This is a genomic window from Aeromonas sp. sif0611 (assembly GCF_019218845.1).
In the GTDB taxonomy this organism is placed as follows: Bacteria; Pseudomonadota; Gammaproteobacteria; order Enterobacterales; family Aeromonadaceae; genus Aeromonas; species Aeromonas media.
On record NZ_JAHUWU010000008.1, the window covers coordinates 47,107 to 73,356 of the forward strand.

At 59.9% G+C, this 26,250-nt stretch carries 26 protein-coding genes and 10 tRNA genes; 28 read left to right on the top strand and 8 right to left on the bottom strand.

Going from position 1 to position 26,250, the window contains the following annotated elements:
• Positions 1 to 45: 45 nt before the first annotated feature.
• The 5 genes from KW824_RS17020 to KW824_RS17040 form a co-directional block, all read right to left on the bottom strand.
• Positions 46 to 834, bottom strand: coding sequence for a hypothetical protein (locus tag KW824_RS17020; RefSeq protein ID WP_218410420.1), 789 nt, complete (start codon positions 832 to 834; stop codon positions 46 to 48).
• A complete protein-coding gene (locus KW824_RS17025) occupies positions 831 to 2,147 on the bottom strand; it encodes a sphingomyelin phosphodiesterase (protein ID WP_218410422.1) in 1,317 nt (438 codons plus the stop codon). Before KW824_RS17025 ends, KW824_RS17020 begins: the two co-directional genes overlap by 4 nt.
• A gap of 224 nt (positions 2,148 to 2,371) precedes the next feature.
• Positions 2,372 to 3,931, bottom strand: a complete 1,560-nt coding sequence (locus tag KW824_RS17030) for a PAS domain-containing methyl-accepting chemotaxis protein (RefSeq protein WP_218410424.1) — start codon at positions 3,929 to 3,931, stop codon at positions 2,372 to 2,374.
• Between the two features lie 167 nt (positions 3,932 to 4,098).
• Complete coding sequence (locus KW824_RS17035; RefSeq protein ID WP_218410426.1) at positions 4,099 to 4,398, bottom strand: hypothetical protein; 300 nt, start codon at positions 4,396 to 4,398, stop codon at positions 4,099 to 4,101.
• Between the two features lie 110 nt (positions 4,399 to 4,508).
• Positions 4,509 to 6,113, bottom strand: coding sequence for an ABC transporter substrate-binding protein (locus KW824_RS17040; protein ID WP_218410428.1), 1,605 nt, complete (start codon positions 6,111 to 6,113; stop codon positions 4,509 to 4,511).
• A gap of 174 nt (positions 6,114 to 6,287) precedes the next feature.
• Here KW824_RS17040 and KW824_RS17045 point away from each other — a divergent pair, with 174 nt between their 5' ends.
• The gene (locus tag KW824_RS17045) at positions 6,288 to 6,995 is read left to right on the top strand and encodes a ParB-like protein (protein WP_218410430.1); all 708 of its coding nucleotides are present in this window, start codon (positions 6,288 to 6,290) and stop codon (positions 6,993 to 6,995) included.
• 36 nt (positions 6,996 to 7,031) lie between these two features.
• On the opposite strand, the gene KW824_RS17050 is transcribed toward KW824_RS17045, so the two are convergent.
• A complete protein-coding gene (locus KW824_RS17050) occupies positions 7,032 to 7,697 on the bottom strand; it encodes a CatB-related O-acetyltransferase (protein WP_043128852.1) in 666 nt (221 codons plus the stop codon).
• Positions 7,698 to 7,989: 292 nt separating this feature from the next.
• Between KW824_RS17050 and KW824_RS17055 the strand changes: the two genes are divergently transcribed.
• Positions 7,990 to 8,418, top strand: a complete 429-nt coding sequence (locus KW824_RS17055; protein WP_218410431.1) for a DUF2753 family protein — start codon at positions 7,990 to 7,992, stop codon at positions 8,416 to 8,418.
• On the opposite strand, the gene KW824_RS17060 is transcribed toward KW824_RS17055, so the two are convergent.
• Positions 8,411 to 9,166: an enoyl-CoA hydratase-related protein gene (locus KW824_RS17060; protein ID WP_218410432.1), complete on the bottom strand. Its 756-nt coding sequence runs from the start codon at positions 9,164 to 9,166 to the stop codon at positions 8,411 to 8,413. The genes KW824_RS17055 and KW824_RS17060 overlap by 8 nt on opposite strands.
• A gap of 89 nt (positions 9,167 to 9,255) precedes the next feature.
• On the opposite strand from KW824_RS17060, the gene KW824_RS17065 reads away from it, so the two are divergent.
• The 3 genes from KW824_RS17065 (at position 9,256) to KW824_RS17075 (ending at position 11,239) form a co-directional block, all read left to right on the top strand.
• Positions 9,256 to 9,696 (top strand): copper chaperone PCu(A)C, encoded by a 441-nt coding sequence (locus KW824_RS17065; protein ID WP_218410433.1) that lies wholly within the window; start codon positions 9,256 to 9,258, stop codon positions 9,694 to 9,696.
• Between the two features lie 92 nt (positions 9,697 to 9,788).
• Positions 9,789 to 10,418, top strand: a complete 630-nt coding sequence (locus tag KW824_RS17070; protein WP_041206747.1) for a TIGR04219 family outer membrane beta-barrel protein — start codon at positions 9,789 to 9,791, stop codon at positions 10,416 to 10,418.
• Positions 10,419 to 10,558: 140 nt separating this feature from the next.
• On the top strand, positions 10,559 to 11,239 hold the full coding sequence (locus KW824_RS17075) for an SDR family oxidoreductase (protein WP_218410434.1): 681 nt from the start codon (positions 10,559 to 10,561) through the stop codon (positions 11,237 to 11,239).
• Between the two features lie 93 nt (positions 11,240 to 11,332).
• Here the strand turns inward: KW824_RS17075 and KW824_RS17080 are convergent, their stop codons facing one another.
• Positions 11,333 to 13,057, bottom strand: a complete 1,725-nt coding sequence (locus KW824_RS17080; protein ID WP_218410435.1) for a proline--tRNA ligase — start codon at positions 13,055 to 13,057, stop codon at positions 11,333 to 11,335.
• A 256-nt stretch (positions 13,058 to 13,313) separates the two neighbouring features.
• Here KW824_RS17080 and ruvA point away from each other — a divergent pair, with 256 nt between their 5' ends.
• From ruvA to KW824_RS17195, 23 genes are all read left to right on the top strand, one after another.
• Positions 13,314 to 13,928 carry a Holliday junction branch migration protein RuvA gene (gene ruvA / locus KW824_RS17085; protein WP_218410437.1) on the top strand — a complete coding sequence of 205 codons (615 nt, stop codon included), beginning with the start codon at positions 13,314 to 13,316 and terminating at the stop codon, positions 13,926 to 13,928.
• A gap of 75 nt (positions 13,929 to 14,003) precedes the next feature.
• Positions 14,004 to 15,014: a Holliday junction branch migration DNA helicase RuvB gene (gene ruvB / locus KW824_RS17090; protein ID WP_005331532.1), complete on the top strand. Its 1,011-nt coding sequence runs from the start codon at positions 14,004 to 14,006 to the stop codon at positions 15,012 to 15,014.
• A 937-nt stretch (positions 15,015 to 15,951) separates the two neighbouring features.
• Positions 15,952 to 17,508, top strand: coding sequence for a cytochrome ubiquinol oxidase subunit I (gene cydA, locus KW824_RS17095; RefSeq protein WP_041206745.1), 1,557 nt, complete (start codon positions 15,952 to 15,954; stop codon positions 17,506 to 17,508).
• 12 nt (positions 17,509 to 17,520) lie between these two features.
• Entirely contained in the window at positions 17,521 to 18,657 is a 1,137-nt protein-coding gene (gene cydB, locus KW824_RS17100; RefSeq protein ID WP_042650005.1) for a cytochrome d ubiquinol oxidase subunit II, read from the top strand.
• A 14-nt stretch (positions 18,658 to 18,671) separates the two neighbouring features.
• Complete coding sequence (cydX, locus tag KW824_RS17105; protein ID WP_005331536.1) at positions 18,672 to 18,788, top strand: cytochrome bd-I oxidase subunit CydX; 117 nt, start codon at positions 18,672 to 18,674, stop codon at positions 18,786 to 18,788.
• Positions 18,775 to 19,086: a cyd operon YbgE family protein gene (locus KW824_RS17110; protein ID WP_041206743.1), complete on the top strand. Its 312-nt coding sequence runs from the start codon at positions 18,775 to 18,777 to the stop codon at positions 19,084 to 19,086. The genes cydX and KW824_RS17110 overlap by 14 nt, the downstream gene beginning before the upstream one ends.
• Before the next feature lie 208 nt (positions 19,087 to 19,294).
• Complete coding sequence (gene ybgC, locus KW824_RS17115) at positions 19,295 to 19,702, top strand: tol-pal system-associated acyl-CoA thioesterase (protein ID WP_005331541.1); 408 nt, start codon at positions 19,295 to 19,297, stop codon at positions 19,700 to 19,702.
• A gap of 1 nt (position 19,703) precedes the next feature.
• Positions 19,704 to 20,381 (top strand): protein TolQ, encoded by a 678-nt coding sequence (gene tolQ / locus KW824_RS17120; protein ID WP_214006101.1) that lies wholly within the window; start codon positions 19,704 to 19,706, stop codon positions 20,379 to 20,381.
• A complete protein-coding gene (gene tolR, locus KW824_RS17125; RefSeq protein WP_005331545.1) occupies positions 20,382 to 20,828 on the top strand; it encodes a protein TolR in 447 nt (148 codons plus the stop codon).
• A 5-nt stretch (positions 20,829 to 20,833) separates the two neighbouring features.
• On the top strand, positions 20,834 to 21,967 hold the full coding sequence (tolA, locus tag KW824_RS17130; RefSeq protein WP_218410438.1) for a cell envelope integrity protein TolA: 1,134 nt from the start codon (positions 20,834 to 20,836) through the stop codon (positions 21,965 to 21,967).
• Positions 21,968 to 22,060: 93 nt separating this feature from the next.
• Complete coding sequence (tolB, locus tag KW824_RS17135) at positions 22,061 to 23,386, top strand: Tol-Pal system beta propeller repeat protein TolB (protein ID WP_043128866.1); 1,326 nt, start codon at positions 22,061 to 22,063, stop codon at positions 23,384 to 23,386.
• 50 nt (positions 23,387 to 23,436) lie between these two features.
• Complete coding sequence (pal, locus tag KW824_RS17140; protein WP_005331552.1) at positions 23,437 to 23,961, top strand: peptidoglycan-associated lipoprotein Pal; 525 nt, start codon at positions 23,437 to 23,439, stop codon at positions 23,959 to 23,961.
• A 158-nt stretch (positions 23,962 to 24,119) separates the two neighbouring features.
• The gene (gene ybgF, locus KW824_RS17145; protein ID WP_043128867.1) at positions 24,120 to 24,926 is read left to right on the top strand and encodes a tol-pal system protein YbgF; all 807 of its coding nucleotides are present in this window, start codon (positions 24,120 to 24,122) and stop codon (positions 24,924 to 24,926) included.
• A gap of 174 nt (positions 24,927 to 25,100) precedes the next feature.
• Positions 25,101 to 25,176, top strand: a tRNA-Lys gene (locus tag KW824_RS17150).
• A gap of 32 nt (positions 25,177 to 25,208) precedes the next feature.
• Positions 25,209 to 25,284 (top strand) — tRNA-Val (locus KW824_RS17155).
• Positions 25,285 to 25,330: 46 nt separating this feature from the next.
• Positions 25,331 to 25,406, top strand: a tRNA-Lys gene (locus KW824_RS17160).
• Positions 25,407 to 25,428: 22 nt separating this feature from the next.
• Positions 25,429 to 25,504: transfer RNA gene (locus KW824_RS17165), tRNA-Val, on the top strand.
• A gap of 46 nt (positions 25,505 to 25,550) precedes the next feature.
• Positions 25,551 to 25,626 (top strand) — tRNA-Lys (locus tag KW824_RS17170).
• Positions 25,627 to 25,648: 22 nt separating this feature from the next.
• Positions 25,649 to 25,724 (top strand) — tRNA-Val (locus KW824_RS17175).
• 34 nt (positions 25,725 to 25,758) lie between these two features.
• Positions 25,759 to 25,834, top strand: a tRNA-Lys gene (locus KW824_RS17180).
• 18 nt (positions 25,835 to 25,852) lie between these two features.
• Positions 25,853 to 25,928: transfer RNA gene (locus KW824_RS17185), tRNA-Val, on the top strand.
• A gap of 34 nt (positions 25,929 to 25,962) precedes the next feature.
• Positions 25,963 to 26,038, top strand: a tRNA-Lys gene (locus KW824_RS17190).
• A gap of 18 nt (positions 26,039 to 26,056) precedes the next feature.
• Positions 26,057 to 26,132 (top strand) — tRNA-Val (locus KW824_RS17195).
• Positions 26,133 to 26,250 lie beyond the last annotated feature (118 nt).

The following is a 26,250-nucleotide window of genomic DNA, read 5'->3' on the forward strand; positions in this document are numbered from 1 at the left end:
GGGCCCTTTTCTTTTAAATCTCAGCTTCCCCAAGCCGTTGTCTGCTCAGGGCTGGTCTTGCGTCTGGGCGAAGAAGTCGCGCCTGAACTGACCGAGCACCTCCTCTCTGTACTGCTGCCAGCGTTCGGGGGTCATGGCCCCCTGACGGGCCGCCAGCTGCTGCTCCAGCTCGGCCAACTGCTGCTGGTAGTGGCCGCGTTGATCCAGCTGCTGCTGGCGGGTGGCGGCAAACTGCACTGTCGCTTCGGCCTGCCCGGTCGGCAGGAAGTGGCGGGCCAATGTCTCCAGCTCCTCGTCCCCCCACAGCTGGCGCGCCTGCTGCAGGCGGGCATCCGGGTTGAACAGATCCGCCGCCAGATCCGGGTGATCCGCCACCCACTCATCCTGCAGCCGGGTCAGGGCCGCCAGCCGCTCGGCCAGCGGTAACTGCTCGTTCTCCTGCGCCAGCTGCTCGAGTGCCTGGGCGTAGCGCCCTTGCAGCCGAAACAGACTCTCCCCCTCGCTCATCCATCCAGTCTCCATCGCTTCCAGATTGGCCAGCCGCTCGCTCAGCGGCTGATCGCTGTCCGTTATCTCGCTGGCGAGCTGGTGGTTCATTTCGTCCGGCATGGCCCGCCAGCTGGCGGGCAGTGGCCCGGTTGTGACAGGCCCAGAAGCGGCGGCAGTCTGGCCGGCAGCGGGCGCCAGCGGCGCCGATGCCTGTGGCGACGGGGCTGCGGTGACAGGGCTTGGTCTGCTTGCAGGCTCTGGCTGGTCCGGATCATCCTGCCCGCCGAGGTTGAGCAGCAACAGCGCCAGCAATGCCAGGGCCAGAAAGCCGTAGCGGCGCTTCATCGGCTGATCTCTCCCTTGACCGGGAAGTGATCGGAGAGGTTGCTGGCGGGCCAGAGGCTGCCATCGCTGCTGCGCGGGATCCAGACGCTGTTGAGGTTGTGGCGTGCGGCACCGTACTCCCTGCTCACCACCAGATAGTCCAGGTACTCGACGTTGGCGCCGCCCGAGAGGGGCCCGCCGGCGTAGGGATTGAGCCTGGGATCGAAGGTGGCCTCGGTGTAGCCGCCATAGACTGGCTCGTCGGCGTTGAGGTTCGCCAGCATACCGGCGTAGTCGTCGGCGAACTTGCGCTTGTTGACGTTGAAGTCACCGCCGTAGATGACGGTATCGCTGGCCGGGATCTCGAGGCTGGCGGCCAGGGTGCGCATCTGGCCGAACTGGATCTGGCGCAGCCGCCTCGCCTCGTCGGTGTCGAAGCTGGCGGTGTGGGTGGCGAACAGATGCCAGGCCTTGCCCCCCTTGATCACCTCGGCGTACATCACTCCCTTGTCGGCGAAGCAGTCGGTGCCGGTGCACTGGGGATAGACTAGCTGGGCCTCGCGCACGATTGGGTAGCGGCTGACGATCACCACGCCACCGTCGTGGATGTTGACCCCCGGCTTGTCGAGCACCTTGGTCTGGTACGGGTACTCCTTGGCCAGCGCCTGCAGGAAGCCCTCGCGGCGGCCGTCGAACACCTCCTGCAGCAACAGGGCGTCATAGCCCTTGAGGTACTCGGGCAGCAGGGTCAGCCGCTCGCCGATGCTGGCGGCGATCACCGGCAGGGCCCAGACGTTGTAGCTGGCGACCTTGAGCTTGTTTTCTGCCGGTTCCGGCTGTTCCCGCCTTTGTGGTGGAGTGAGCATATAGTGCAGATCGTCGTAGCGGCCGGTGAACTTGGCGGCGAAGGCCAGCTCCTGCGGGCCCGCCAGGCGATGGATGGCGCGATCGCTCTGCCAGCCGGAGCCGTCTGCCGGCGTCTCGCCGCCGTGTTGCAGGGTGCTGTTCCACCAGGTGCCCTCCATCAGCTGGTTGAGACGATAGGTGTCGCCCCCGGCGGTGGTGACCCGGGTTTCGAACAGATAGCTCTTGCCCGCCTTCACTCCCTCGTAGCGGTTGAAGCTGAGCACCATGGCGCTCTCCCAGGGGCCCAGCTCCGTCCTGTGCTGAGTCCACTGGCTGCCCGCCTGCAGCTCGCCGGAGCCGCTCTGGTGGATCGTCAGTTGCAAGGGCTCGGGGCCGTTGTTGGTGAGGTAGACATCGGTATCGGCCAGCGCCTGCAACGGAAACTGGCTGGCCAGCAGCAGGGCGGCATAGCTGAGGGGCTTGTGCATCATGAAGTCCTTTTGGTTGAAGCACGATGGAAACTGACTGTTATGGCGGGCGTCGGGGTTATTTCATTTACATTTTTGTTACAAATAAATGAAAGGCCCCATATGGGGAGGAAGAACCAGGGGGAGGGAGCGCAATCGGATAGGGCTGGCGTCGGGCATCAGGGGTTGGTGGCAGCGTCATCACAGCGCGTCCAAGGACGCGCCTGGCTACACGGAGGGCAATCTCAGTCGTGGAACTGGTTGATCAGGCGGGAGAGGTTCTGCAGCCGCTCCACCAGCCGGGTGATGCCATCGAGGGCCTGCCTGCTGTTGTCGGCGGTGTGGCTGGCCAGCTGGTGGATCTGGTGAATGCCCTGATCCAGGGTGCTGGTCACGTCCGCCTGCTGGCTGACGGCCTGGGCTATCTCGTCGCTGGTGTGGGTCACCTGGGCCAGCATCTGGTTGATCTGGTCGAGCACCTCGGCGGTGGCCCCCATGTGCTGCTGACAGAGAACCGAGGTCTGGGCGCCCTGGGTCATGCCGTCGGAGAGCTGCCGGGTACTCTGTTGCAGCGCCCCTATCATGTCGCTGATCTCGCCGGTGGAGCTGCGGGTCTTCTGGGCCAGCGCCCGGATCTCGTCGGCCACCACAGCAAAGCCGCGCCCCTGCTCGCCGGCCCGGGCTGCCTCTATGGCCGCGTTGAGGGAGAGCAGGTTGGTCTGATCCGCAATCTGCCCGATCACCTCCAGGATCCCGCTAATCTTCTGGCTGTCCTGGGTCAGGCGCGCCAGCACGCCCTGACTGGCATCCAGCTCCTGGTGGAGTCGGTTGACCGAGGCGCGGGTGGTCGCCAGCGCCTGCTGGCCGCTGGCCGACACCTGCTGCACCTCGCTCATCAGGGCGTTGGCCTGATGGGCGTTGTCGGCCACGTCGCGGATCGACTGGCTCATCTGGGTGATGGCGGCAGCCAGCTGCTCGCTCTGGGCCCGCTGCTGCTGCAGGTGGGTGTCTATGGTCTGGATGTGTCCCCTGTCATCCTCCGCCGCCTGCAGTATCTGCTGGTTGGTGTCGGCGCTGCGCCCCACCACGGCCCTGAGCTCGGCCTTCCTCATGCGCAGCAAGAGCTCGAGGGCCGCCAGGCTGTCCCGTCGTCTGGCGTAGAGCACCTGGCAGAGGGGGGTGCCCAGTTCTTCGCCCGCCATGGCCAGCAGCCGGGCCAGTCGCCGTTGCAGGTGCCATCCGTGCCCCATCTGGGCCAGCAGACAGAGCAGGGTGAGGCCACCCCATCCGGCCTGGCCCGTCATCAGGCTGGCCCCCATGCCGACCAGGGCTGTGCCCGAGAGCAGCAGACTGAGTTGCCCCGGCTCCAGGGTGACGCGACTCTGCCAGGGCAGTGCCTTGCCCGCCCGGATCCGGGCATAGAGTCGCTCCGCCCAGGCGATGTCGTGATCCTGCGGGCGGGTACGGACCGACTGGTATTCGATGATCTGCTGCCGTTCGTTGAGGATGGGGGTGACATAGGCATTGACCCAGTAGAACTGGCCGCTCTTGGCGCGGTTCTTCACCAGTCCCATCCAGCTCTTGCCTTGCTGCAGTCGCTGCCACATATCGGCGAAGGCGGCCCTGGGCATGTCGGGGTGGCGAACCAGGTTGTGGGGGACCCCTTCCATCTCGGCGGCGCTGTAGCCAGCCACGTCGCAGAAGTGCTGGTTGGCATAGGTGATATGGCTGGTGGGGTCCGTGGTCGAAATCAATGATATGTGGTCGGGGAAACGGATCTCCCCTTCTTGCCGGGTGGTGGTCATGTGCGCATCCTGAATGAGCCAAGTAACTGATAAATTTATTTTTATTGTGTGTTGTCGTTACGGCTTCATTGTAGGGGCGACCCAAGTGGTTATCTTGGCTTGGGTCAATAAATCAACACTATGACGACTGAAAAAAGTAGTAGATGGGGGGCGACTTCAGCGTGGGATCAACTGCGGGGAGTGAAGTCGTGGATCTCTCCCGTCCTGGGTTGGAAGCGGGGATCCCTACCCTGATCACGGGAGACCCAGGCCATGGCCTGGCAGAAGCTCTCCTGCTTGGCAAACTCGTCACGGGCCTGATCGATGGCCCGCTCGGCGTTGCGCCGTTCCATCTTGCTGGCCTTGCGATCGCTGAACTGTTTCTGCTGGCCCAACATCCATTCGAGGAAGGCCTGGCGGCATTCGGTTTCATTGGCGGCCTTGGCAGGGAGGGCAGAGAACAGGGCAAGCAGGAGCAGACAACGCATAGGGAGATCGATTCAACGGGCTGATGGACGACAGAGAGGCGGCATTTTATGCCGGGAACTTGAATTGGAACAGTGCGAAGAGGGGGCCAGCCGCGCCGGCCCCCTCTGACTCAGTGCTTGACGAGGTAGAGCTGGCGGCTGTAGGCCACGTCTTCCGGGTTGTTGATGGGATAGCCCTTGAGCCAGGGCTTGATCAGACGGGCGTTGGTGTATTGGTAGATGGGGGCGATCGGCGCCTCCTCCTGCAAGATGGTTTCGGCCTCGTCGAACAGGCGTGCCCGTTCACCCTCATCCCGGCTGCTGGCCGCCCGGGTCAACAAGGCGTCGTAACCGGGGTTGGCGAAGCGGGCCATGTTGCCGCTGTGGTGGGAGCCCCACAGGCCGAGGAAGGCGGAAGGGTCATTGTAGTCGGCGACCCAGGAGGAGCGGATCACCTCGAACTGGCCGCTCTGGCGACTGTCGAGGTAGGTCTTCCACTCCTGATTGGTGAGCTCGACCCGAGCCCCCAGCTTCTGTTTCCACAGGTTGGCGATGGCCAGCGCCATCTTCTTGTGAATTTCCGCCGTGTTGTAGAGCAGGGTCAGCTCAAGGGGTTTGTCCGGGCCATAGCCTGCCTCTTTCAGCAACGCCCTGGCCTTCTCGTCTAGCGCCTGCTGACTGCTGGTGGAGAGCAGGTTGGGCTTTGGAACAAACCCGGCGGTCACATCCGGGGTGAAGTGATAGGCGGGTTTTTCCCCCGTGCCCAGCACCTTGTCGGCGATGAGCGCCCGGTCGATGGTGTAGGAGAGCGCCCGGCGGACCCGCACGTCATTCAGGGGCGGGCGCTGGGTATTGAAGGCGTAGTAGTAGGTACCGAGTTGCTCCGGGGTATAGACCTCTCCTGGGATCTGGGCCATCAGGCTTTGGTACTGCTCCTTGGGGAAGGATTCGGTGATGTGCAGATCCCCGGCCAGATAGCGGTGGGTGGCGGCACTCTCCTGGTTGATGGGGACGAAGGTGACGCGGGTCAGCACCGTATGGGCGCGATCCCAGTAGTAGGGGTTCGGAGTCAGCTCCAGCTTCTCGTTCACTACCCGGTGGCTCAGTACGAAGGCGCCGTTGCCCACCAGCTTGCCGGGCTGGGTCCACTGGTTGCCGTATTGTTCCATGCTGGCCCTGTGCAGGGGAGACAGGCTGGGGTGGGTCAGCAGGCTCAGGAAGTAGGGCACCGGCTGGGAGAGCGTCACCTGCAGGGTATGGTCATCCACGGCTTGCACCCCGAGCGCCTCGGGAGGCAGCTTGCCCTCGACTATCTCGTCCACCTTGTCGAAATGGGCCAGCTGGGCAAACCAGGCGAAGGTGGCCGCCTCCTTGGGATCCACCAGCTTGCGCCAGCCATAGACGAAGTCGGCGGCGCGTACCGGATCCCCGTTGGACCAGCGGGCATCCGGCCGCAGATGGAACGTGAATTGCCGGTTGTCCTTGTTCTCCCAGCTTGCGGCCACACCGGGCAGCACCTTGCCGTCCGCCCCCTGAGTCAGCAGCCCCTCATAGAGGTCTCTGAGCACTTGCAGCTCGGGCAGGCCGACCAGCTTGAGCGGACTCAAGCTGGTCGGTTCGTCCTTGAGATGACGCACGACGGCCTGTTCGGCGGCGAGTTGGGTACCAGCCGGTACATCGGCGGCCTGGACACAGGCACAGCCCAGCAGGGCCAGCAGGGGGCTCCATCCTTTCATGGCGAATCCTTCAAATTGTGTGAAGCGAGGAGAAAACTCGGCGAGAATTCATCGCCGGCAGACGGGGAATCATGATATCCCCTTTGCTGGTCAGACCGCCAGAGTGAGTCCCATCATATCCGGGACGGCAACCCTATGTGCGTCCGCCCCGAGCGCGGGCAAGAGGAGCAAACGATGAGAGTATGGATGTTATTGGCCTGTGTGCTGAGCCAGGGTGCCTGGGCGCTGGCCCCTTGCGAGAAGGGCAGCCAGGTGGGGAGCTGGTGCGAGGTGAGCATAGATCAACTGCATCCGACTCAGGGCGGGGTGGGGCAGTTGCAGGTCGACACCACGGTGCGGGAATTGGCGGACAAGAGCGAGAAGCAGCTCGACAAGCTGATGAAAAAGAAAGAGATCCCCATCGTCATCGCCCCCGATGGCGGCTACTGGCTGGTCGACAGGCACCACCTGACCAAGGCGCTGTGGCAACAGGGGGTGAAGGCGGTGAGGGTCAAGGTGATCGCCCGTTTGCAGGACAGGGGCAGTTTCTGGAGCCAGATGCAGAACAACCACTGGGCCTGGCTGAAGGATGAGCGGGGTCAGCCGCTCACTCCGGAACAGCTGCCCAGCCATATCGGTGAGCTGCCGGATTATCCCTACCGTACCCTGGCGGGCCTGCTGCAGGATGCGGGCTACTTCAGCAAGCAGGAGCAGGTCTACTTCGTCGAGTTTGCCTGGGCCAGCTGGCTTGGCCAGCAGATGGCGTGGCAGCCGGTCAATGCCGCCAATCTGGCGGATCGCCTCGCCGAGGCCAAGCGCCTGGCCTGCAACAGCAAGGCCAGTGCCTTGCCCGGCTATCCCGGCAAGCAGTGTCGCCTCAACCCGCCACGCAGCGGCAGCTGACGCGGGATCAAGAAGGGGCGCCCAAGCGCCCCCTCGTCACTCTTCCTGGCTGGCTCCTTGCCAGCGGGCGGCGGCCTGTTCCAGCAGAGCCACCTCTCCTTGCTGGATCAGCGGCAGCAGGGCCTGCACCTTGTCATCCGGCCAATCCCACCAGGCGAGCGCCTGCAACCGGGCAATCTCGTCGTCGCCAAAGCGCATCCGGATCACCCTGGCTGGCGTGCCCGCCACCATGGCATAGGGCGGCACATCCTGAGTCACCAGCGCGCGTGCCGCTATGATGGCGCCATCCCCTATGGTGACGCCCGGCATGATCATGGCTTCCATGCCTATCCAGACGTCATTGCCGATACGGGTATCACCGGCGGGTCTATAGCTGCGCTTGAGCGCCTCCACCTCGGCAAACGGATAGGTGCTGATGAAGTCGGTGTTGTGGGTGTGGTTGCCCCCCATGATGATCTTCACCCCGGCAGCGATTTGCACATAGTCGCCGAGATGTAACCGGTCTATGTGCCAGATGGGATCCCAGCCGGTGTCGGCTGAGCGGCTCCAGCTGTCGCCGTGCAGGTAACGTACGACTTCCTCTTCGAAGGGACCGTCCCAGGCGCCGGAGTAGTAGCTGTGTCGCCCCTTGAGGCAGATGTTGGGATTGGTCACCGTCAGGTGCAGGTATTCGACCTGCGACCAATGTTGGCAGATGGTCATGGTTGTGTTCCTCGTTGAATGGATAGGTATTGGATGCGCGGTTTGGCGCAGCTAATAGATCCAGACCAGCAGGCGGGGCACGCACAGGGTGGAGCAGCCCAGCGCCTGGGATGAACGGGGTCGTTGCATGAAGAAGGGCTCCTGGCAGAAGAGGCCAGATGGTAAGGGATGGGAGGGATTATGCCAAGGGGAGGGGGAGAGTCTGGTCAAAACCTGCACAAAGCGTCTGGTTGATATTTATTCTCGATTGGCCATGATATGGGCTCCACTCGTATCGGCAGGAGAGAGGACCATGACGAATCAGAACTGGCAGCGCTACATGCTGGAGGCGGAGAATGCCCTTGGCATAGGGGCACTGGGCACGGCCATCTGCCTCTATCAGCAGGCCCTGGGGGAGGTGTATGAGCTGGCGTCCGGGGATCTGGACGAACTGGCCAGCATGCGGGTCGCCACCTGCCACCGCATGGCTGACTTCTGGCGCGCCATGGAGGAGCCCGCCTATGAGCTGCGCTATCTCAAGCTGGCCTCCGAGCTGGTAACGGCGCTGGTGCCCCAGTGCCCGAACCGGGCGTGCGAATCTCTCGTCAGCGAACTTGGCTGCTGCCGCGCCGCCCTGCTCTCCTTCTTGAAGCGCAACCCCAACCCCGAGATTGCCAGGTTGATCCAGGTGCAGGACAAGGTGCAGGGCTGCGAGCTGATAGGCCGGTTCCGCCTCAACTAGCGGCTGTGCGCCCGAGCCGCCGCGCGATGCGGTTCTGTGCTTCCTCCCCTTGCAGGGCGAGGGAGAAGGCGCGGGCCTCCAGATCGATGACGAAATGTACCGCCTGCCTGAGCTCCTGCTTGAGCAGCGCCTTGCTCTTTTGCAGCGCCTTCGGCGCTTTGGCCGCGAGCTTCAGCCCCTGTTCGCGGGCAAACGCGAGCAACGTATCGGCGGCCACCACCCGGTTGGCGAGCCCGAGCCGCAGCGCCTCTTCGGCGTCGATGGCCTCCGCCAGCAACAACAGCTCTGCCGCCTTCAGATGGCCCACGGCACGGGGCAGCAGCAGGCTGGAGGCAAACTCCGGCACCAGTCCCAGCTCGACGAAGGGCAGTTGCAGCCTGGCGTTGTCCCCCAGATAGACCAGATCGCAGTGCAGCAGCAGGGTAGTGCCTATACCCACCGCCGGGCCGCCCACGGCGGCGATCACCGGCTTGGGAAAGTCGGCGAGGGTGTGGAGGAACTGCAGGATGGGGTCATCCGCTTCCAGGCTGCTCTTGCCCATGAAGTCCGCGAGATCATTGCCCGCGGTGAAGCACTCCTGCTGCCCTTGCAGCAACACCACATGCACGCTCTCGTCCTGGGCAGCCTGCTGAAAGGCCCCGGTGAGGGCCAGGTACATGTCGGTGTTGAGGGCATTGCGCTTGTCCGGCCGGTTGAGGGTCAGGAGGAGCAAGCCATCCTGCTGCTCGGCCAGAATTGTGAGGGCCATGTCTGAATCCTTGTGTTCGGGGGCTGCCAAAAGCTTGCCACAGGGGTAAGCTTTGCGTCGTTTAACAACATCATAAAAGGATTTCAACCATGTTTAAACGTGCGTTTTATTCCACCCTGGCCCTGCTCCTGGCAGCCCCCGCACTGGCCAAGGTCGAGGCCGTCGACGGTTATGTGCGCTTGCTTCCCCCGGGTTCACCCAACACCGCTGCCTTCATGGTGCTCAAGAATGACGCGGACAAGCCGGTGGCCCTGACTGCGGTTGCCTCCCCTGACGCTGGCCGTGCCGAGCTGCACACCCATCTGCACGAAAATGGCGTCATGAAGATGCGCCAGGTCGAGAGCATCGAGATCCCGGCCAGGGGTGAGGCCGTTCTCAAACCAGGCAGTCTCCACATCATGTTGTTCGAAGTGCGTGAGCTCTCCCAGGACACGCCCTTCCCGCTGACGCTGACCCTGGATGATGGTCAAACCCTCAGTCTGAGTCTGCCGGTGAAGCCGGTCGAGCCGATGAAAGGCATGCAGCACTGACATTAATGGACGCTTGTTCAGCTTTTTACTCTAGGTATTCCTTGCTCACCGGGTAAAATGATGGCCTTTCCAGTCCACAAGGGAACGATATGATGAAAAAGACTTTGATTGCCGCCAGCCTGCTGGCCCTCTTCAGCCAAGCCGCCATGGCTGCCGATGACTGGCGTTTCGCGGCGGGTGTCGATAGCTGGAACTCCCAGGGCAGCGGCAGCATCCATGGTGTGGATGCCAACGGTAGCTATGATGACCAGTACAACTGGACTGGCTATCTGCAAGTCGAGCACGACATCTTCCTGCTACCGAACGCCAAGTTCGAGATCACCGATTTCAGCACCAGTGGTGGTTCATTCAACAACGATCTCGAAGCCTATGATCTGACCCTCTACTATCGTCTGCTGAACAACGACCTGTTCAAGATCGATCTGGGCCTGACCGGTCGTCAATACGACGGCAAGTTCCACACCCTGAACGAATCCTACGACGAGGGTGAGCTGATGGCTTACACCGGCGCCGAAGTGATGCTGCCGGGCACAGGTTTCTCCTTCTTCGGCGACGCTCGCATCGAGAACGGCGATCACTATGACTACCGGCTTGGAGCGGCTTATCAGTTCTCCTCCATCCCGGTGCAGATCCGTGCCGGCTGGCGTGATGCCGCCATCGACATCGCCGATATGGATCAGGGAATAGAAGGCTGGTTCATCGGCGGCGCGTTCCGCTTCTAAAGGCGGTATGGTTAAGGACAACGAACGTGTCGCACATCTCTGGTGACGGGCGTATGTTCCGGCCTGAGCCGTGCCCAGCGGCTGGAATAAGCCCATGATGGGTACGTCGACAGAACCGTCCATTGCCAAGGGGTAAGGATATGGGCCATATCATAGTGACTGGCGCGGGCTCCGGCCTTGGGCGTGCTCTGACCATCGGACTGGTAGAACGCGGTCATCGCGTCTCCATGATGGGGCGCCGTTATCAGCGACTGCAGGAGCAGGAACAACTGCTCGGCAGCGCGGTGATCGGCATCGCTGCCGATCTGGCGCACCATGAAGAGGTCGACGTCGCCTTCGCCGCAGCGGTGGAGTGGGGCGGCCTGCCCGATATGGTGATCCACTGTGCCGGGGTCGGCGAGTTTGGTCCGGTCGGTGTCTATACCGCCGAGCAGATCCGCCGGGTGGTGGAGAGCAATCTCATCTCCACCATTCTGGTGGCCCAGCAGACGGTGCGGCTCATCGGCGAGAAAGGCGGAGTGCTGGCCAATGTGCTCTCCTCCGCCGCGCAGGTGGGCAAGGCCAACGAGAGCCTCTATTGCGCCTCCAAATGGGGCATGCGCGGCTTTCTCGAATCCTTGCGCGCCGAGCTGAAAGGCTCGCCGCTGCGGCTGGTCAACCTCTACCCGAGCGGGATCCGCAGCGAATTCTGGGACAACTCGGATCACGTGGACAGCAGCGGCTTCATGACCCCGGAAGACGCCGCCGCCTACATGCTGGATGCGCTGGAAGCCAGAAGCAGCTGCCATGTGACCGATCTCTTTATCGGTCGCAACGCCTGAGGAGCTACTCCATCATCCGGTTGCTATCGTCAGAATACAGAAACAAAAAGCGCGCCAAATGGCGCGCTTTTCTATTCAGGCAAGGGGTCGGAATTAACGGCCCAGCTTGGCCTTGAGCATAGCGACGATGTCTGTGATCGCCACTTCCTGCTTCTCGCCAGTGCGGCGGCACTTGTACTCCACCACGCCGTTGTCCAGACCGCGATCGCCGATGACGATGGCGTGCGGCACACCCAGCAGCTCCATGTCGGCGAACATCACGCCCGGGCGCTCTTTACGGTCGTCGAACAGCACGTCCACACCGGCCGCTTTCAGCTCGGCGTAGAACTGCTGTGCCTGTTCGGCCACACGCTCGGATTTGTGCATGTTCATCGGCACGATGGCCACTTCGAACGGAGCGATGGCGTCCGGCCAGATGATGCCGTACTGGTCGTTGTTCTGCTCGATGGCGGCGGCCACCAGACGGGAAACCCCGATACCGTAGCAACCCATCTCCATGGTGACGGACTTGCCGCCTTCGTTCAGCACGCTCGCCTTCATGGCTTCGGAGTACTTGGTACCCAGCTGGAAGATGTGGCCCACTTCGATACCGCGCTTGAGCAGCAGCTTGCCCTGGCCGCACGGGCTCGGGTCGCCTTCCACCACGTTGCGCAGGTCGGCAACTTCATAGGTAGCGATGTCGCGATCCCAGTTGGCACCGGTCAGGTGGAAGCCGGTCTCGTTGGCGCCGCAGACGAAGTCCGCCAGATGGGCGGCGCTGCGATCGACGATGATGCGACCGGCAAAGCCGACCGGGCCGATAGAGCCTGCGTCGCAACCGGCGGCAGCCTTGATCTGCTCGTCGTTGGCGAAGGTCAGCGGGTTGGCCACGCCAGAAAGCTTCTCGGCCTTGATTTCGTTCAGCTCGTGGTCGCCACGCAGTACCAGCGCGATGACGGCCTGCTTGCCGTGCTCATCTTCCTCTGCCAGTACCAGCAGGGTCTTGGCGATGGCGGTCGGTGCCACGTTCAGGAAAGCGGCCACTTCGTCGATGGTGTGGACGTTCGGGGTGGCAACCTTGGTCAGTGCTGCGGTGGCAGCAGCGCGCTCGCCAGCCGGCGCCAGCGCTTCGGCCATCTCGATGTTGGCGGCGTAATCTGATGTATCGGAGAAGGCGATCAGGTCTTCACCGCTCTCGGCCAGCACCTGGAATTCGTGGGAACCGGTACCCCCGATGGAGCCGGTATCGGCCTGCACCGGACGGAAGTTCAGACCCATGCGGGTGAACGCCTTGCAGTAGGCGGCGTGCATCTTCTCGTAGGTATCGACCAGAGACTCTTTGTCGATGTGGAAGGAGTAGGCGTCCTTCATCAGGAATTCACGGCCACGCATCACGCCGAAACGGGGGCGTACTTCGTCGCGGAACTTGGTCTGGATCTGGTAGAGGTTGAGCGGCAGCTGCTTGTAGCTGTTCACTTCGTAACGGATCAGCGAGGTGATCACCTCTTCGTGGGTCGGACCCAGCACGAAGGGACGGTTGTGGCGGTCGGTCAGACGGCACAGCTCGGGACCGTAGTCATCCCAGCGGCCGGATTCCTGCCACAGTTCGGCGGGTTGGACCACCGGCATGGAGACTTCGATGGCACCAGCATTGTTCATCTCTTCGCGAACAATGTTCTCGATTTTTTTCAGAACCCGCAGACCGGTTGGCAGCCAGGCGTACATGCCGGAGGCCAGTTTGCGGATCATCCCGGCGCGCAGCATCAGCTGGTGGCTGATGACTTCAGCGTCGGAGGGGGTTTCCTTGAGAGTGGAAAGCAGATATTGGCTGGTACGCATCGCGGTAGACCTTCGCTAGTTCGGGCCCTTGGCCCTGGAAAATTTCAAGTGCGGAATTTTAACAGGCTGAGCCCCGTGGCCCAAGGGCTAAATTCAGCCAGGCGGAGGGAAAGGGGCCGCTTTGGCACGGGCCCTGGAGCCCGGGCAGGGGAGGGCGAGCGGGAGATCGCGGGGCAAGCCCTATGCTGGATACTTATCCAGTTATTCTTTATGCTATGACCCAATTTGCAAGAGTCTGCGTGGCGAGGAAGAGAACATGATCGGTCGCTTGAGAGGCGTCATCATCGAGAAACAACCCCCTGAGGTCCTGATCGAAGTGGGGGGGTTGGGTTATGAGGTGCATATGCCCATGAGCTGCTTCTATGATCTGCCCGAACTCGGGAAGGAAGCAGTCATTCACACCCACTTCGTGGTACGCGAAGATGCTCAACTGCTGTATGGCTTCAACCACAAGCAGGAGCGGGCGCTGTTTCGCGAGCTGATCAAGACCAACGGGATCGGTCCCAAGCTGGCGCTGGCCATCCTCTCCGGCATGACCGCCACCCAGTTCGTGCTGAGTGTGGAGCGCGAGGAAATAAGCTCTCTGGTCAAGCTGCCCGGGGTGGGCAAGAAGACCGCCGAGCGGCTGGTGGTGGAGATGAAAGACAGGCTCAAAGGCTGGGTCAGCCACGATCTCTTCTCCCCTGCGGAAATCACCCTGCCTGCCCAGGAGAGCCAGCTGCGTGCGCCCGATGCGAGCGAAGAAGCGGCCAGCGCTCTGGTGGCGCTCGGTTACAAACCCCAGCAGGCGAGCCAGATCGTGGCCAAGGTGGCCAGCGAGGGTATGTCGGTCGAAGCCATCATCCGCGAATCCCTGCGCAGCCTGGTGTGAGAATGACAATGAAGCAAGCGGATCATCCTGCATCACTCGACGGTGGCAGTGGGGACGCAGAGCGTGAGGTAGCCCATGATTGAAGCGGATCGTCTTATCTCGGCCGGCGCCGCCCGCGAGGACGAAGTCATCGATCGGGCCATCCGGCCCAGGAAGCTGGCGGATTACACCGGCCAGGATCACGTCTGTGACCAGATGGAGATCTTCATCGAGGCCGCCCGCCAGCGCGGGGAGGCCCTCGATCATCTGCTGATCTTCGGCCCGCCCGGGCTCGGCAAGACCACGCTGGCCAACATCGTCGCCAACGAGATGGGGGTCAGCATCAAGACCACCTCGGGGCCCGTGCTGGAAAAGGCGGGGGATCTCGCGGCCCTGCTCACCAACCTCGAACCGAACGATGTGCTGTTCATCGATGAAATTCACCGCCTCAGCCCCGTGGTGGAGGAGGTGCTCTATCCGGCCATGGAGGATTATCAGCTCGACATCATGATAGGGGAAGGGCCTGCCGCCCGCTCCATCAAGCTGGACCTCCCCCCCTTCACCCTGATTGGAGCCACCACCCGGGCCGGCTCCCTGACGAGCCCGCTGCGGGATCGTTTCGGTATCGTCCAGCGGCTGGAGTTCTACAACGTCAAGGATCTCACCGACATCGTCTCCCGCAGCGCCCGCTGTCTCGGGCTCGACATGTCGGGGGATGGTGCGCTGGAGGTCGCTCGCCGTTCCCGGGGGACCCCGCGGATTGCTAACCGCTTGTTAAGACGGGTGCGGGATTTTGCTCAGGTGAAGTCCGATGGGCGTATTGATGGACCCATAGCTGCCCGAGCCATGGACATGCTGGACGTGGACAATGAGGGGTTCGACTTCATGGACCGCAAGCTATTGTTGGCCGTCATCGACAAGTTTATGGGGGGACCCGTGGGCCTCGATAACCTGGCCGCCGCCATCGGTGAGGAGAAGGACACCATAGAGGACGTGCTGGAGCCTTATCTGATCCAGCAAGGCTATCTGCAACGTACACCCAGAGGGCGGATCGCGACACCGAGAGCTTATGTTCACTTTGGCCTGCAACGGCCAGATGAGCAGTAAAAGCAGCCTTTGAACGACAAACCGCCCCAAGGGCGGTTTTTTATTATCCGGGTAAAAAAAAAGCCCACGGCGGATGCGGTGGGCAAAGACAATTCAGGATGGATGTTCACAGACAGTGAGTGCGTCTGCAGACCGGTCGGAAAAAAACAAAGGAGCCGTCGCGAGGCCTCAGAGTCGGTTCATTTGATAGAGTTGAACGAACGAAAGCTTGTAGTAGCGGATGGTCTTGGCAACAAACTTTTTCATCATTAATCCCAACAAACAGGTTCGAAATGTTCATCGAATACGTACCGGGAACCCGGAATGACCGGCCTGTATCCAGAGGTATGCCCTCACTGCGAGGCGCATTGTAGGAGCTCTTGTCGGGTGGAACAAACAAGAAAATCTATGGGCTTTTGATTAGATAAAGTAATGAATTCACGGAAGTGAATTACTCGCATAAAGATGTGTTTTTGTTGGTTTTAAATTGCTTTCTTGATGAGGCAGGCCATTTTTTAAATTATGGAATAATGAGAGCGCTGCTTATGGCGTTCACTATTTTATTAACAGAATTGAAACCATTTGGTTTCTTTTTAAAATTGATTTAAATCAATAATTTATGCGTTTATTCTTTTTGTGATGAGGCTCGCACAATTAATATTTACCGGCTCTTAAGTTGCCTTGAAAAGGCATGTATTGATGATGGTTTTACATTGATTTCAATCAAATAAAGGTGATATAAAACAGCGATCATTATAGGCGAGAATAGAACCACAGTTATTGTTTTAAAGATGTTAAACATTAGCTTTTTTTGTTCTCGTATATTGCCTTGTTGTTAATGTGGTGGCAGTCGAATCCGATCGGTCCGCGAGGCGTGACCGACCGTTCGGGGACTTCCAATGGAAGCTTTGTCCTTAAAACTTAAAATAGCCGTGCCAATAATCGGTGAGGAAACATCATGATTGCTGAGCATGTGGTAGACCTATCGCGGTTCCAATTCGCTGCGACGGCCCTTTATCACTTCCTGTTTGTACCCCTGACGCTGGGAATGGCCTTCATTCTGGCGATCATGGAGTCTGTCTATGTGATGACCAACAACACTGTGTACCGGGACATGACCAAGTTCTGGGGCAAGTTGTTTGGTATCAACTTCGCCCTTGGGGTCACCACCGGGCTCACCATGGAGTTTCAGTTCGGTACCAACTGGGCTTATTACTCCCACTATGTCGGCGACATCTTCGGGGCCCCGCTGGCCATCGAAGGCTTGATGGCCTTCTTCCTGGAGTCCACCTTCGTCGGCATGTTCTTCTTCGGCTGGGATCGCCTCAGCAAGCGCCAGCATCTGGCGGCAACCTGGCTGATGGCACTCGGGACCAACCTCTCCGCCCTCTGGATCCTGGTCGCCAACGGCTGGATGCAGAACCCGGTCGGTGCCGAGTTCAACTTCGAATCCATGCGGATGGAGATGGTGAGCTTCGCGGAGCTGGTGTTCAACCCGGTGGCCCAGGTCAAGTTCGTCCACACGGTGGCGGCGGGCTACACCACGGGCGCCATGTTCGTGCTGGGCATCTCCTCCTACTACCTGCTGAAGAATCGTGATGTGGCCTTCGCCCGTCGCTCCTTCGCCATCGCGGCCGCGTTCGGCATGGCCTCCATCCTCTCCGTGCTGATCCTGGGTGACGAGTCCGGCTACGAGACCGGGGAAGTGCAGAAGGTGAAACTGGCGGCCATCGAGGCCGAGTGGAACACCGAGCCGGCTCCCGCATCCTTCACCCTGTTCGGCATCCCGAACCAGGAAGAGATGCGCACCGACTACGCCATCAAGATCCCCTACGCCCTCGGCATCATAGCGACCCGTTCCCTGGACGGTCAGGTGACCGGTCTCAAGGATCTGAAGAGCGAGCATGAACTGCGCGTGCGCAGCGGCATGACCGCCTACGATCTGCTGACCAAGCTGCAATCCGGCGACAAGTCAGACGAGACCCGCGCTCGCTTCGACGAGGTGAAGCAGGATCTGGGCTACGGTCTGCTGCTCAAGCGTTACACCGCCAACGTGACCGACGCGACCGACGATCAGATCAAGGCCGCCGTGGATGACTCCATCCCGCAGGTGCTGCCGCTGTTCTTCGCCTTCCGCATCATGGTTGCCTGCGGCATGTTGATGCTGGTGCTGATCGGTCTGGCCTTCTATGACAGCACTCGCCACAAGATCGGTGAGCGAAAGTGGTTGCTCAAGGCGCTGCTGTACGGCATCCCGCTGCCCTGGATCGCCATCGAGGCAGGCTGGTTTGTCGCCGAGTACGGTCGCCAACCCTGGACCATCGCCGAGATGCTGCCGACCTCAGTCTCCGCATCCAATATCCCTGCGTCCGAGATCTGGTTCTCCCTGATCGGGATCTGCCTGTTCTACACCGTACTGCTGATCATCGAGATGTACCTGATGTTCAAGTATGCGCGTCTGGGCCCAAGCAGCCTGAAGACGGGCAAGTACCACTTCGAACAGAGCAAGGCATAAGGAGAGTAACCCATGTTTGATTACGAAATGTTGCGTCTGGTCTGGTGGGTGTTGGTCGGCGTGCTGCTGATCGGCTTCGCCATCACCGACGGCTTCGATATGGGGGTCGGTGCCCTGCTCCCCTTCGTCGGCAAGAAGGATGTGGAGCGTCGGGTGATGCTCAACACCATGGGGCCGCACTGGGAAGGCAACCAGGTCTGGCTGGTCACCGCGGGCGGTGCCCTGTTCGCGGCCTGGCCCATGGTCTATGCGGCGGCCTTCTCCGGCTTCTACATCGCCATGATCCTGACCCTGATGGCGCTCTTCTTCCGTCCGGTCGGCTTCAAGTACCGCTCCCTGCAGGAAGGCGCCCAGTGGCGCACCAGCTGGGACTGGGCGCTGTTCGCCGGTAGTGCGATTCCCCCCGTCATCTTCGGGGTGGCCTTCGGCAACCTGCTGCAAGGTGTTCCGTTCAGCTTCAACCAGTTCCTGATGCTGACCTACCACGGCAACTTCTTCGGCCTGCTCAACCCGTTCGGTCTATTGGCCGGTCTGGTGAGCCTGTTCATGATAGTGACCCAGGGCGCTGCCTGGCTGATGATGAAGACCGAAGGTGAAGTGCTGGCCCGCTCCCGCACCGCCGCCATGATCTTCTCCCTGCTGACCCTGGTGCTCTTTGCCCTGGCCGGTGTCTGGGTGAGCGGCATGGATGGCTATGTGATCGTGGGTGCCGTTGCCACCGACGCCGTCACCAACCCGCTTCACAAGGAAGTGGTGGTGCAGGCCGGTGCCTGGATGCAGAACTACAACCTCTATCCCTGGATGATTGCCGCCCCCGTGCTGGGTCTGGTGATGAGCCTGCTGACCGCGCTTGCGGCCAAGCTGGGCAAGGGCTGGATGGCGTTCCTGTTCTCCTCCCTGGCCATTGCCGGCATCATCCTGACCGCGGGCTTCTCCATGTTCCCGTTCGTGATGCCCTCCAGCCTGGAGCCGTCCCAGAGCCTGACCATGTGGGATGCCACCGCCTCCTTCAACACCCTCAAGGTGATGACGGTAGTCGCAGTCGTCTTCGTGCCGACAGTGCTGGCTTACACCATCTGGACCTACATCAAGATGTTTGGCCGGGTGAGTAACAAGCACATCGAAGACAACCAACAATCGCTCTACTAAGAAGGTGCCCTGATATGTGGTATTTCACCTGGATCCTGGGGCTGTTGCTGGCCTGTGCGTTTGGGATCATCAATGCGCTCTGGCTGGAGCACACCGAGAACTTGGATCGTCAGATCGATGAAGACAAGTGACAGGCTAGCCCGGCTGGCCGCTCCCCTGGAGCGCCAGCCATGGCAAGGTCTGATGTTGCTGGCGGCGGCCCTGCTGGGCGTCGCCATCTTGCAGGCACCGAATCTGATCGCCGCCAACACCAGTGACCACGGTCTCTGGCTGGCCCCCTGGCTGATGTGGGCGGTCTGCTGCGGCGTCATGCACGGACTGGGGTTCCACCCCCGCAGCCTGGTCGGGCGCGTGCTGTTTTTCCCCTGGCTCGCCTGGCCAAGCCTGTTGTATGGGCTCTGGCTGACCAGCAGTTATTACCTGCCATAAACACCGAGGGAGGCCAGACATTTTCTGCCTCCCTCTGCTTTTGTACCCCGCAGTGCGGCCGTGGTTTTTCCCCCGGCGGATCGGTCGTTATCCCCTGCCATAAAAAACAGGGGGAGATGGGATTTCCCTGTCTCCCCCTGCTTCTTTCCTATTCAGCCCTGCGCTATGATAGCCCCCCATCTGACTGTCGAATGGATCACAGATTTTTATGGGGGAAGTCTCTGAGTTTCCGGTACGTGTCTACTACGAAGACACAGACGCCGGAGGCATCGTCTACAACGCCAATTATCTCAAGTTTATGGAACGGGCTCGCACCGAGTTCCTGCGCGCCGGCGACATCGAGCAAGATGTCCTGTTGCAGGCGGGGATCGCCTTCGTGGTGAGTCGCACCGAGATCGATTTCCGCTCCGCGGCCCGCTTCAATGAACTGCTGACCGTATTGACGCAAGTGACTGAAGTGAAACGTGCCTCCATGCGCTTTTCACAGCAGATCCTGGCGGCTGATGGACGACTGATCACCCAGGCCATGGTACAGATTGCCTGTGTCAGTCATCCGCAAATGAAACCTGTTGCAATACCTGAAAAAATCAAGGGAGTGCTGTTAAGTGCACGCTGAAATTTCGTTTATTGGTCTGTTCTGGCAAGCCAGTCTGCTGGTGAAACTGGTCATGATGACCCTGATGGGCATGTCGGTCGTCTCCTGGGCGCTGATCATCCAGCGTTCCAAGATCATCAAGGCGGCCAATCTCGCCTCGGAGCAGTTTGAAGACAGATTCTGGTCCGGCGTCGACCTCAACCGTCTCTATCAGGAGTCCTCCTCTCGCCGCGATGACATCGAAGGCATGGAAGACATCTTCTATTCCGGCTTCAAGGAGTATGCCCGCCTGCTCAAGGCCGGTGCCCGTGGCCAGGATGCGGTGATGGACGGTACTTACCGCGCCATGCGCGTCTCTCTGTCCCGTGCGGTGGACGAGCTGGAATCCAACCTGCCAGTGCTGGCGACCGTCGGCTCCATCAGCCCCTATATCGGCCTGTTTGGTACCGTATGGGGCATCATGAACGCCTTTATTGCCCTGGGTCAGGTGCAGCAGGCGACGCTGCAGATGGTGGCACCGGGCATCGCGGAGGCGCTGATCGCCACCGCCATGGGTCTGTTCGCGGCCATTCCGGCGGTCATCTTCTACAACCGGTTCACCAACAAGGTAGAGAAGTTGGAGAACGCCTACGCCAACTTCATGGATGAGTTCACCACCATACTGAACCGTCAGATTGCACAGCAGCAGGGTGAGAAGTAAATGCAAACCTATCAGCGGATCCGGCGCAAGAAGGTCGCCGAGATCAACGTGGTGCCCTATATCGACGTCATGCTGGTGCTGCTCATCATCTTCATGGCGGTGACGCCGGTGATCACGCAAGGGGTCAAGGTAGATCTGCCCCAGGCGGAGTCCGAGCAACTGCCCGAGGATGCCAAGCCCCCCTTCATCGTCAGCGTCAACACCGAGGGTGAGTATGTCATCAAGGCCGGTGAGGCGGATGACGAGCCAGTGCCAAGCGGCACGCCCGAGGCGATGCAGCAATACATCACCGAGAAGGCCATGGGCTATCTGGCCATCAACCAGAACGCGCCCGTGGTGGTAGCGGGTGACAAGTCCGTGCGTTACGAAGAGGTGATCCTGCTGATGGTGGCCCTCAAGAAAGCCGGCGTACCTCAGGTTGGCCTGATGACGGATCCGGTGAACTGACGGAGATGGATGTGAAGCGTGGTATTTCCGGTTATCTCGTCGCGTCGCTGCTGCTGCATCTGATCATCGGCATCATCCTGCTGGTCGGGGTCGACTTCAGCAAGCCCAAGCGCCCCGAGTCGAAGGGACAGATCGTCAACGCGGTGATGCTGGACAGCGAGTTCCTGGAGCAGCAGGCCCAGCAGATCCAGCAGCAGAAAGCTCAGCCCAAGGCTGCCCAGCAGCAGAAAGAGAAGGACAAGGAAGACGCCGATCAGGCCCGGCGCGAGCTGGCGAAGGAGCAGGAGCGTCTGCGCATCGCCGAGACCAAGCGCAAGGAGGCCGAAGAGGCCACCCGCAAGGCCGAGACCGAAAAGCAGAAGAAGGTAGCCGAGCAGAAGCAGGCGGAAGAGCAGGCCCAGAAGGCCGAGGAAGCCCGCAAGCTGGAGGCGCAGAAGACCAAGCAGGCTGAAGCCAAGCGTCAGGAAGAAGAACTCGCCAAGGCGCTGGCGCTCAAGAAAAAGAAAGAAGAGCTGGAGAAGAAGCAGGCCGAAGAGAAAGCCAAGGCGAAGGCGGATGCGGCCAAGAAGGCTGAAGCCGACAAGAAGGCCAAAGCCGAGGCTGAGAAGAAAGCCAAGGCGGAAGCCGAGAAGAAGGCCAAGGCTGAGGCAGAGAAAAAGGCTGCAGATGAAGCCGCAAAGAAGGCAAAAGTTGACGCAGAGAAGAAGGCGAAGGCCGAGGCTGACAAGAAGGCCAAGATAGAGGCGGAGCGCAAGCGCAAGGCGGCCGAGGAGGCCAAGCTGCAGAAAGAGATGGAAGCCATGATGCAGCAGCAGCTGGAGGCTGAGGCCAGTTCCCGCAGCCAGGCCGCATCGGCTGCCGCTCAGGGGGAAGCCCAGAAATATGCCGCCCTCATCGCCGCTACGGTGGAGCGCTATATGATTTTGGATCCCACCATGCGGGGCAAAACCTGTACTATCGGTGTCAAATTGGCCAGTACCGGCTTCGTCATCTCGGTGGACAACGGCCAGGGTGACCCGGCGGTCTGCCGCTCCGGCAAGGCGGCGGTCTTGAAGGCGAATCAGTTGCCGGTGCCGAAGGATCCGGCGGTATTCGAGCAGTTGAAGGAACTTAACCTCAAGTTAGAACCGAGCATCTAGACGTGATAAAACGGGGTCATTGACCGTGGTTGGCAGCATCTGCTGATAAAGGAATTTCACCTCTCATTTTTATTGGAACAGAGTATTTAAGCCATGATAAGAAAAGTGTTTTTTGCTTTGGTTGGCTGCCTTCTGCTAGGCCAGAGCGCTCAGGCGGCCTTGGACATCGTCATCACCGGCGGTATTGACAGTGCGCGTCCCATCGCCATCGCTCCCTTCAAGTGGGAGGGCAATGGTCAACTGCCACAGGACATCGCAGAGGTGGTCTCCAACGACCTGATGCGCAGCGGCAAGTTCAAGCCGCTGGCCCGTGGCCAGATGCCGCAGACCCCGAGCACCAGCGGCGAGATCAACTTCGCGCCTTGGGCGTCCCAGGGTGTAGAAGCCGTGGTGGTCGGTTCCATCGCAGCGGTCGGTGATGGCACCTACAAGATCAACTTCGAGCTGGTCGACGTGCTGAAGGGCCAGCTGGCCAAGACCCAGGGCGGCGAAGCGAATGGTTACATCCTCGACAGCCGCATGGCGACCATACCAGGTGCCCAGATGCGCCAGTTCGCCCACCGCATCTCCGACATCGTCTACGAGCGTCTGACCGGTGAGCGTGGCGCCTTCCTGACCCGTCTGGCCTATGTCTCCGTCCAGCAGGGCACCCAGTTCCCGTACCAGCTGCGCATCTCCGATTACGATGGCTACAACGAGAAGACCCTGCTGCGCTCCCGCGAGCCGCTGATGTCGCCGGCCTGGTCGCCGGATGGCAGCAAACTGGCCTACGTGAGCTTCGAGAACCAGAAGTCCGAAATCTATGTGCAGGACATCTATACCCAGCAACGCAGTCTGATCACCAGTTTCCGTGGCATCAACGGTGCCCCCGAGTGGTCACCAGATGGTCGCCGTTTGGCTATTGTTTTGTCCAAAGATGGGCAGCCTGATCTCTATGTTGTTGATGTTGCTAGCAAGCAACTCACTCGAGTCACAAATAACCGTACCATAGACACCGAACCCTCCTGGATGCCGGACGGCCAAACTTTGCTGTTCACCTCTGAACGTGGTGGCAAACCCCAGATTTATAGCGTAAATTTGGCGACTGGCGTCACTCGCCGGATGACCTGGGAAGGGGATTCCAACCAGGGGGCATCCATCACGCCGGACGGCAAGTCCATGGTGGTGGTGACCCGGGTTCAGGGACAATATCGCATCGCTCGCCAGGATATGGAGAACGGAGCCATGTTGGTACTGACTCAGAGTGCTCTGGATGAGTCGCCAAGTGTGGCACCCAATGGCAGCATGATCATTTATGCCACCATCTATCAGGGTCGTAAGAGTCTTGCGTTGGTGTCGACCGATGGTCGCTTCAAGGCAGTGCTTCCGACCAGTAGCGGTGAAATTCGTGCACCAGCTTGGTCGCCCTTCTTGAATTGATAAAAAAATCGATTGTTTTTTGTTTTGTTATAAAGGTTTAAGGAAATAGCATGCAACTCAATAAACTGCTCAAGGGTCTGGCCATCGCACTGCCACTGTTCACCCTAGCTGCCTGTAGTTCTTCTTCCGACTCCGACGCCGCTGGCGCCGAGTCTGGCATGACCGACGGCATGGGCGGTGTACAAACCGGTGGCGCCAACGGCATGTTGTCCCCGGAAGAGCAGATGCGTCAGAAGTTTGAAGCTCTGCAGCGCGATAACGTGATCTACTTCCCGTACGATGGCTACGACATTCAGGGTCAGTACGCCGACCTGCTGGATGCCCACGCCAGCTACCTGCGTGAGCGTCCGAGCGTCAAGGTATTGATCGAAGGCCACGCCGATGAGCGCGGTACTCCGGAATACAACATCGCCCTGGGTGAGCGTCGTGCCAAGGCCGTTGCCAAGTATCTGCAAACCCTGGGTGTGCAGGCTGAGCAGCTCTCCATCGTCAGCTATGGCGAAGAGAAGCCGCTGGATCTGTCCCACACCGAGGATGCCTTTGCCAAAAACCGCCGTGCGGTCCTGGTTTACTAAGGTTTGAACCGAACGAAGTTCGTTTATATGCAAGCGGCCATTTCGATGGCCGTTTTATTTGCACTAAACGTCAAGGTTTGATCCGAATGAAATCTGTATAAGCGAGCGACTATGGCGCTGGCCGTTTTATTTGCACTAAACGCTAAGGTTTGATCCGAATGAAATCTGTGTACAAGCAAGCTGTTGTTGCGCTGGCCGTATTGGTTGCTCTGAATGCGCATGCGGCGGCTCCTGTCAGCGATCTGGGCGGTGACTCGGGTGGTGGGGTTGTCCTTAGCGGCAACAACGGCGCTATCGTGCCTACCGGTAGCCTGGAAGACAGGGTCGCCCTGCTGGAGCGCACCCTGAATGCCCGTCTGCGCCTGCAGGCCGAGCTGCAGCAACAGGTCGACTCCCTGCAAGGGGAGGTCTCCGAACTGCGTGGTCAGCTGGAGCAGCAGACCTACCAGATGGAGCAGTCGCAAGAGCGTCAACGCCAGCTCTATCAGGAGCTCGACAAGGTTGCCAACAGCCAGCCTGCCGCCGCAGCGCCCGCGACCCCGGCAGCCGGCGCCACGACACCTGCCGCCGCGGCCAACTACTCGACCAATCAGGACGAGAACCAGGCCTATGACGCCGCCGTGAACATGGTGCTCAAGGAGAAGAATTACGACAAGGCCATTCCTGCCTTCGAAGGGTTCATCAAGCAGTTCCCAAGCTCCAGCTATGTTCCCAATGCGCACTACTGGCTCGGCCAGCTGATGTTCAACAAGGGTGACAGGGCCGGTGCAGCCAGCCAGTTCTCCACTGTGGCGAACAAGTACAGCAAGTCGCCCAAACGGGCCGATGCCCTGCTGAAACTCGGTATGCTGGCGCAGCTTGATGGCAAGAAAGCAGAAGCCAAGGCCTTCTATGAGCAGGTGATCAAGGGTTACCCCAATACCTCTCCGGCCCAGTTGGCCAAGCAGAGCCTGAGCAAGTTGTAACATTGCTGCATGTCACTGTTTTCGTAACAGTCTTGTAAATATGCCTCTGCTTTGTATGCGCAGTGAACAAACAGATTTAATTTAAGATTTTTCTATTGCGCCAGGATGATAAATCCGTAATATAGGCCGCCGTCAGAGCCGGTGCAGCAGTGCGCTCGGAGCTGGTCGTGGTGAGGGTCGTTAGCTCAGTCGGTAGAGCAGTTGACTTTTAATCAATTGGTCGCTGGTTCGAATCCAGCACGACCCACCATTTCTTCACAATGGGTGAAGACAGAATTCCCAGGTCGTTTAGCTCAGCTGGGAGAGCACCTCCCTTACAAGGAGGGGGTCACTGGTTCGAGCCCAGTAACGACCACCAGTTTTAACACGGTCTGCCACAGCAGGCGGTGACAGGTTCAAGGTGTGGGTCGTTAGCTCAGTTGGTAGAGCAGTTGACTCTTAATCAATTGGTCGCTGGTTCGAACCCAGCACGACCCACCAATCTTGAACAAAGAATACCCCAGGTCGTTTAGCTCAGCTGGGAGAGCACCTCCCTTACAAGGAGGGGGTCACTGGTTCGAGCCCAGTAACGACCACCATGTTTTAACACTGCCCGCCACATGCGGTTGGTGACAGGTTCAAGATGGGTCGTTAGCTCAGTCGGTAGAGCAGTTGACTCTTAATCAATTGGTCGTAGGTTCGATCCCTACACGACCCACCAATCTTGACCACAGAGTATCCCAGGTCGTTTAGCTCAGCTGGGAGAGCACCTCCCTTACAAGGAGGGGGTCACTGGTTCGAGCCCAGTAACGACCACCACTTTCTTGAAATAGAAAGAAAAAATGATACAGATGGGTCGTTAGCTCAGTCGGTAGAGCAGTTGACTTTTAATCAATTGGTCGCTGGTTCGAATCCAGCACGACCCACCATCATTTAGCCATATCCCAGGTCGTTTAGCTCAGCTGGGAGAGCACCTCCCTTACAAGGAGGGGGTCACTGGTTCGAGCCCAGTAACGACCACCACTTTCTTGAAATAGAAAGAAAAAATGATACAGATGGGTCGTTAGCTCAGTCGGTAGAGCAGTTGACTTTTAATCAATTGGTCGCTGGTTCGAATCCAGCACGACCCACCATCATTTAGCCATATCCCAGGTCGTTTAGCTCAGCTGGGAGAGCACCTCCCTTACAAGGAGGGGGTCACTGGTTCGAGCCCAGTAACGACCACCATGACTTGTAAACAAGAAGGCCCGCACTCCAATGCGGGCCTTTTTGTTTTAGCTTCATCTGGCACCTTATCTGGTGAGCGCGATTTGTTGATGGGTTTGTGCGCGGCTTCTGGTTATAA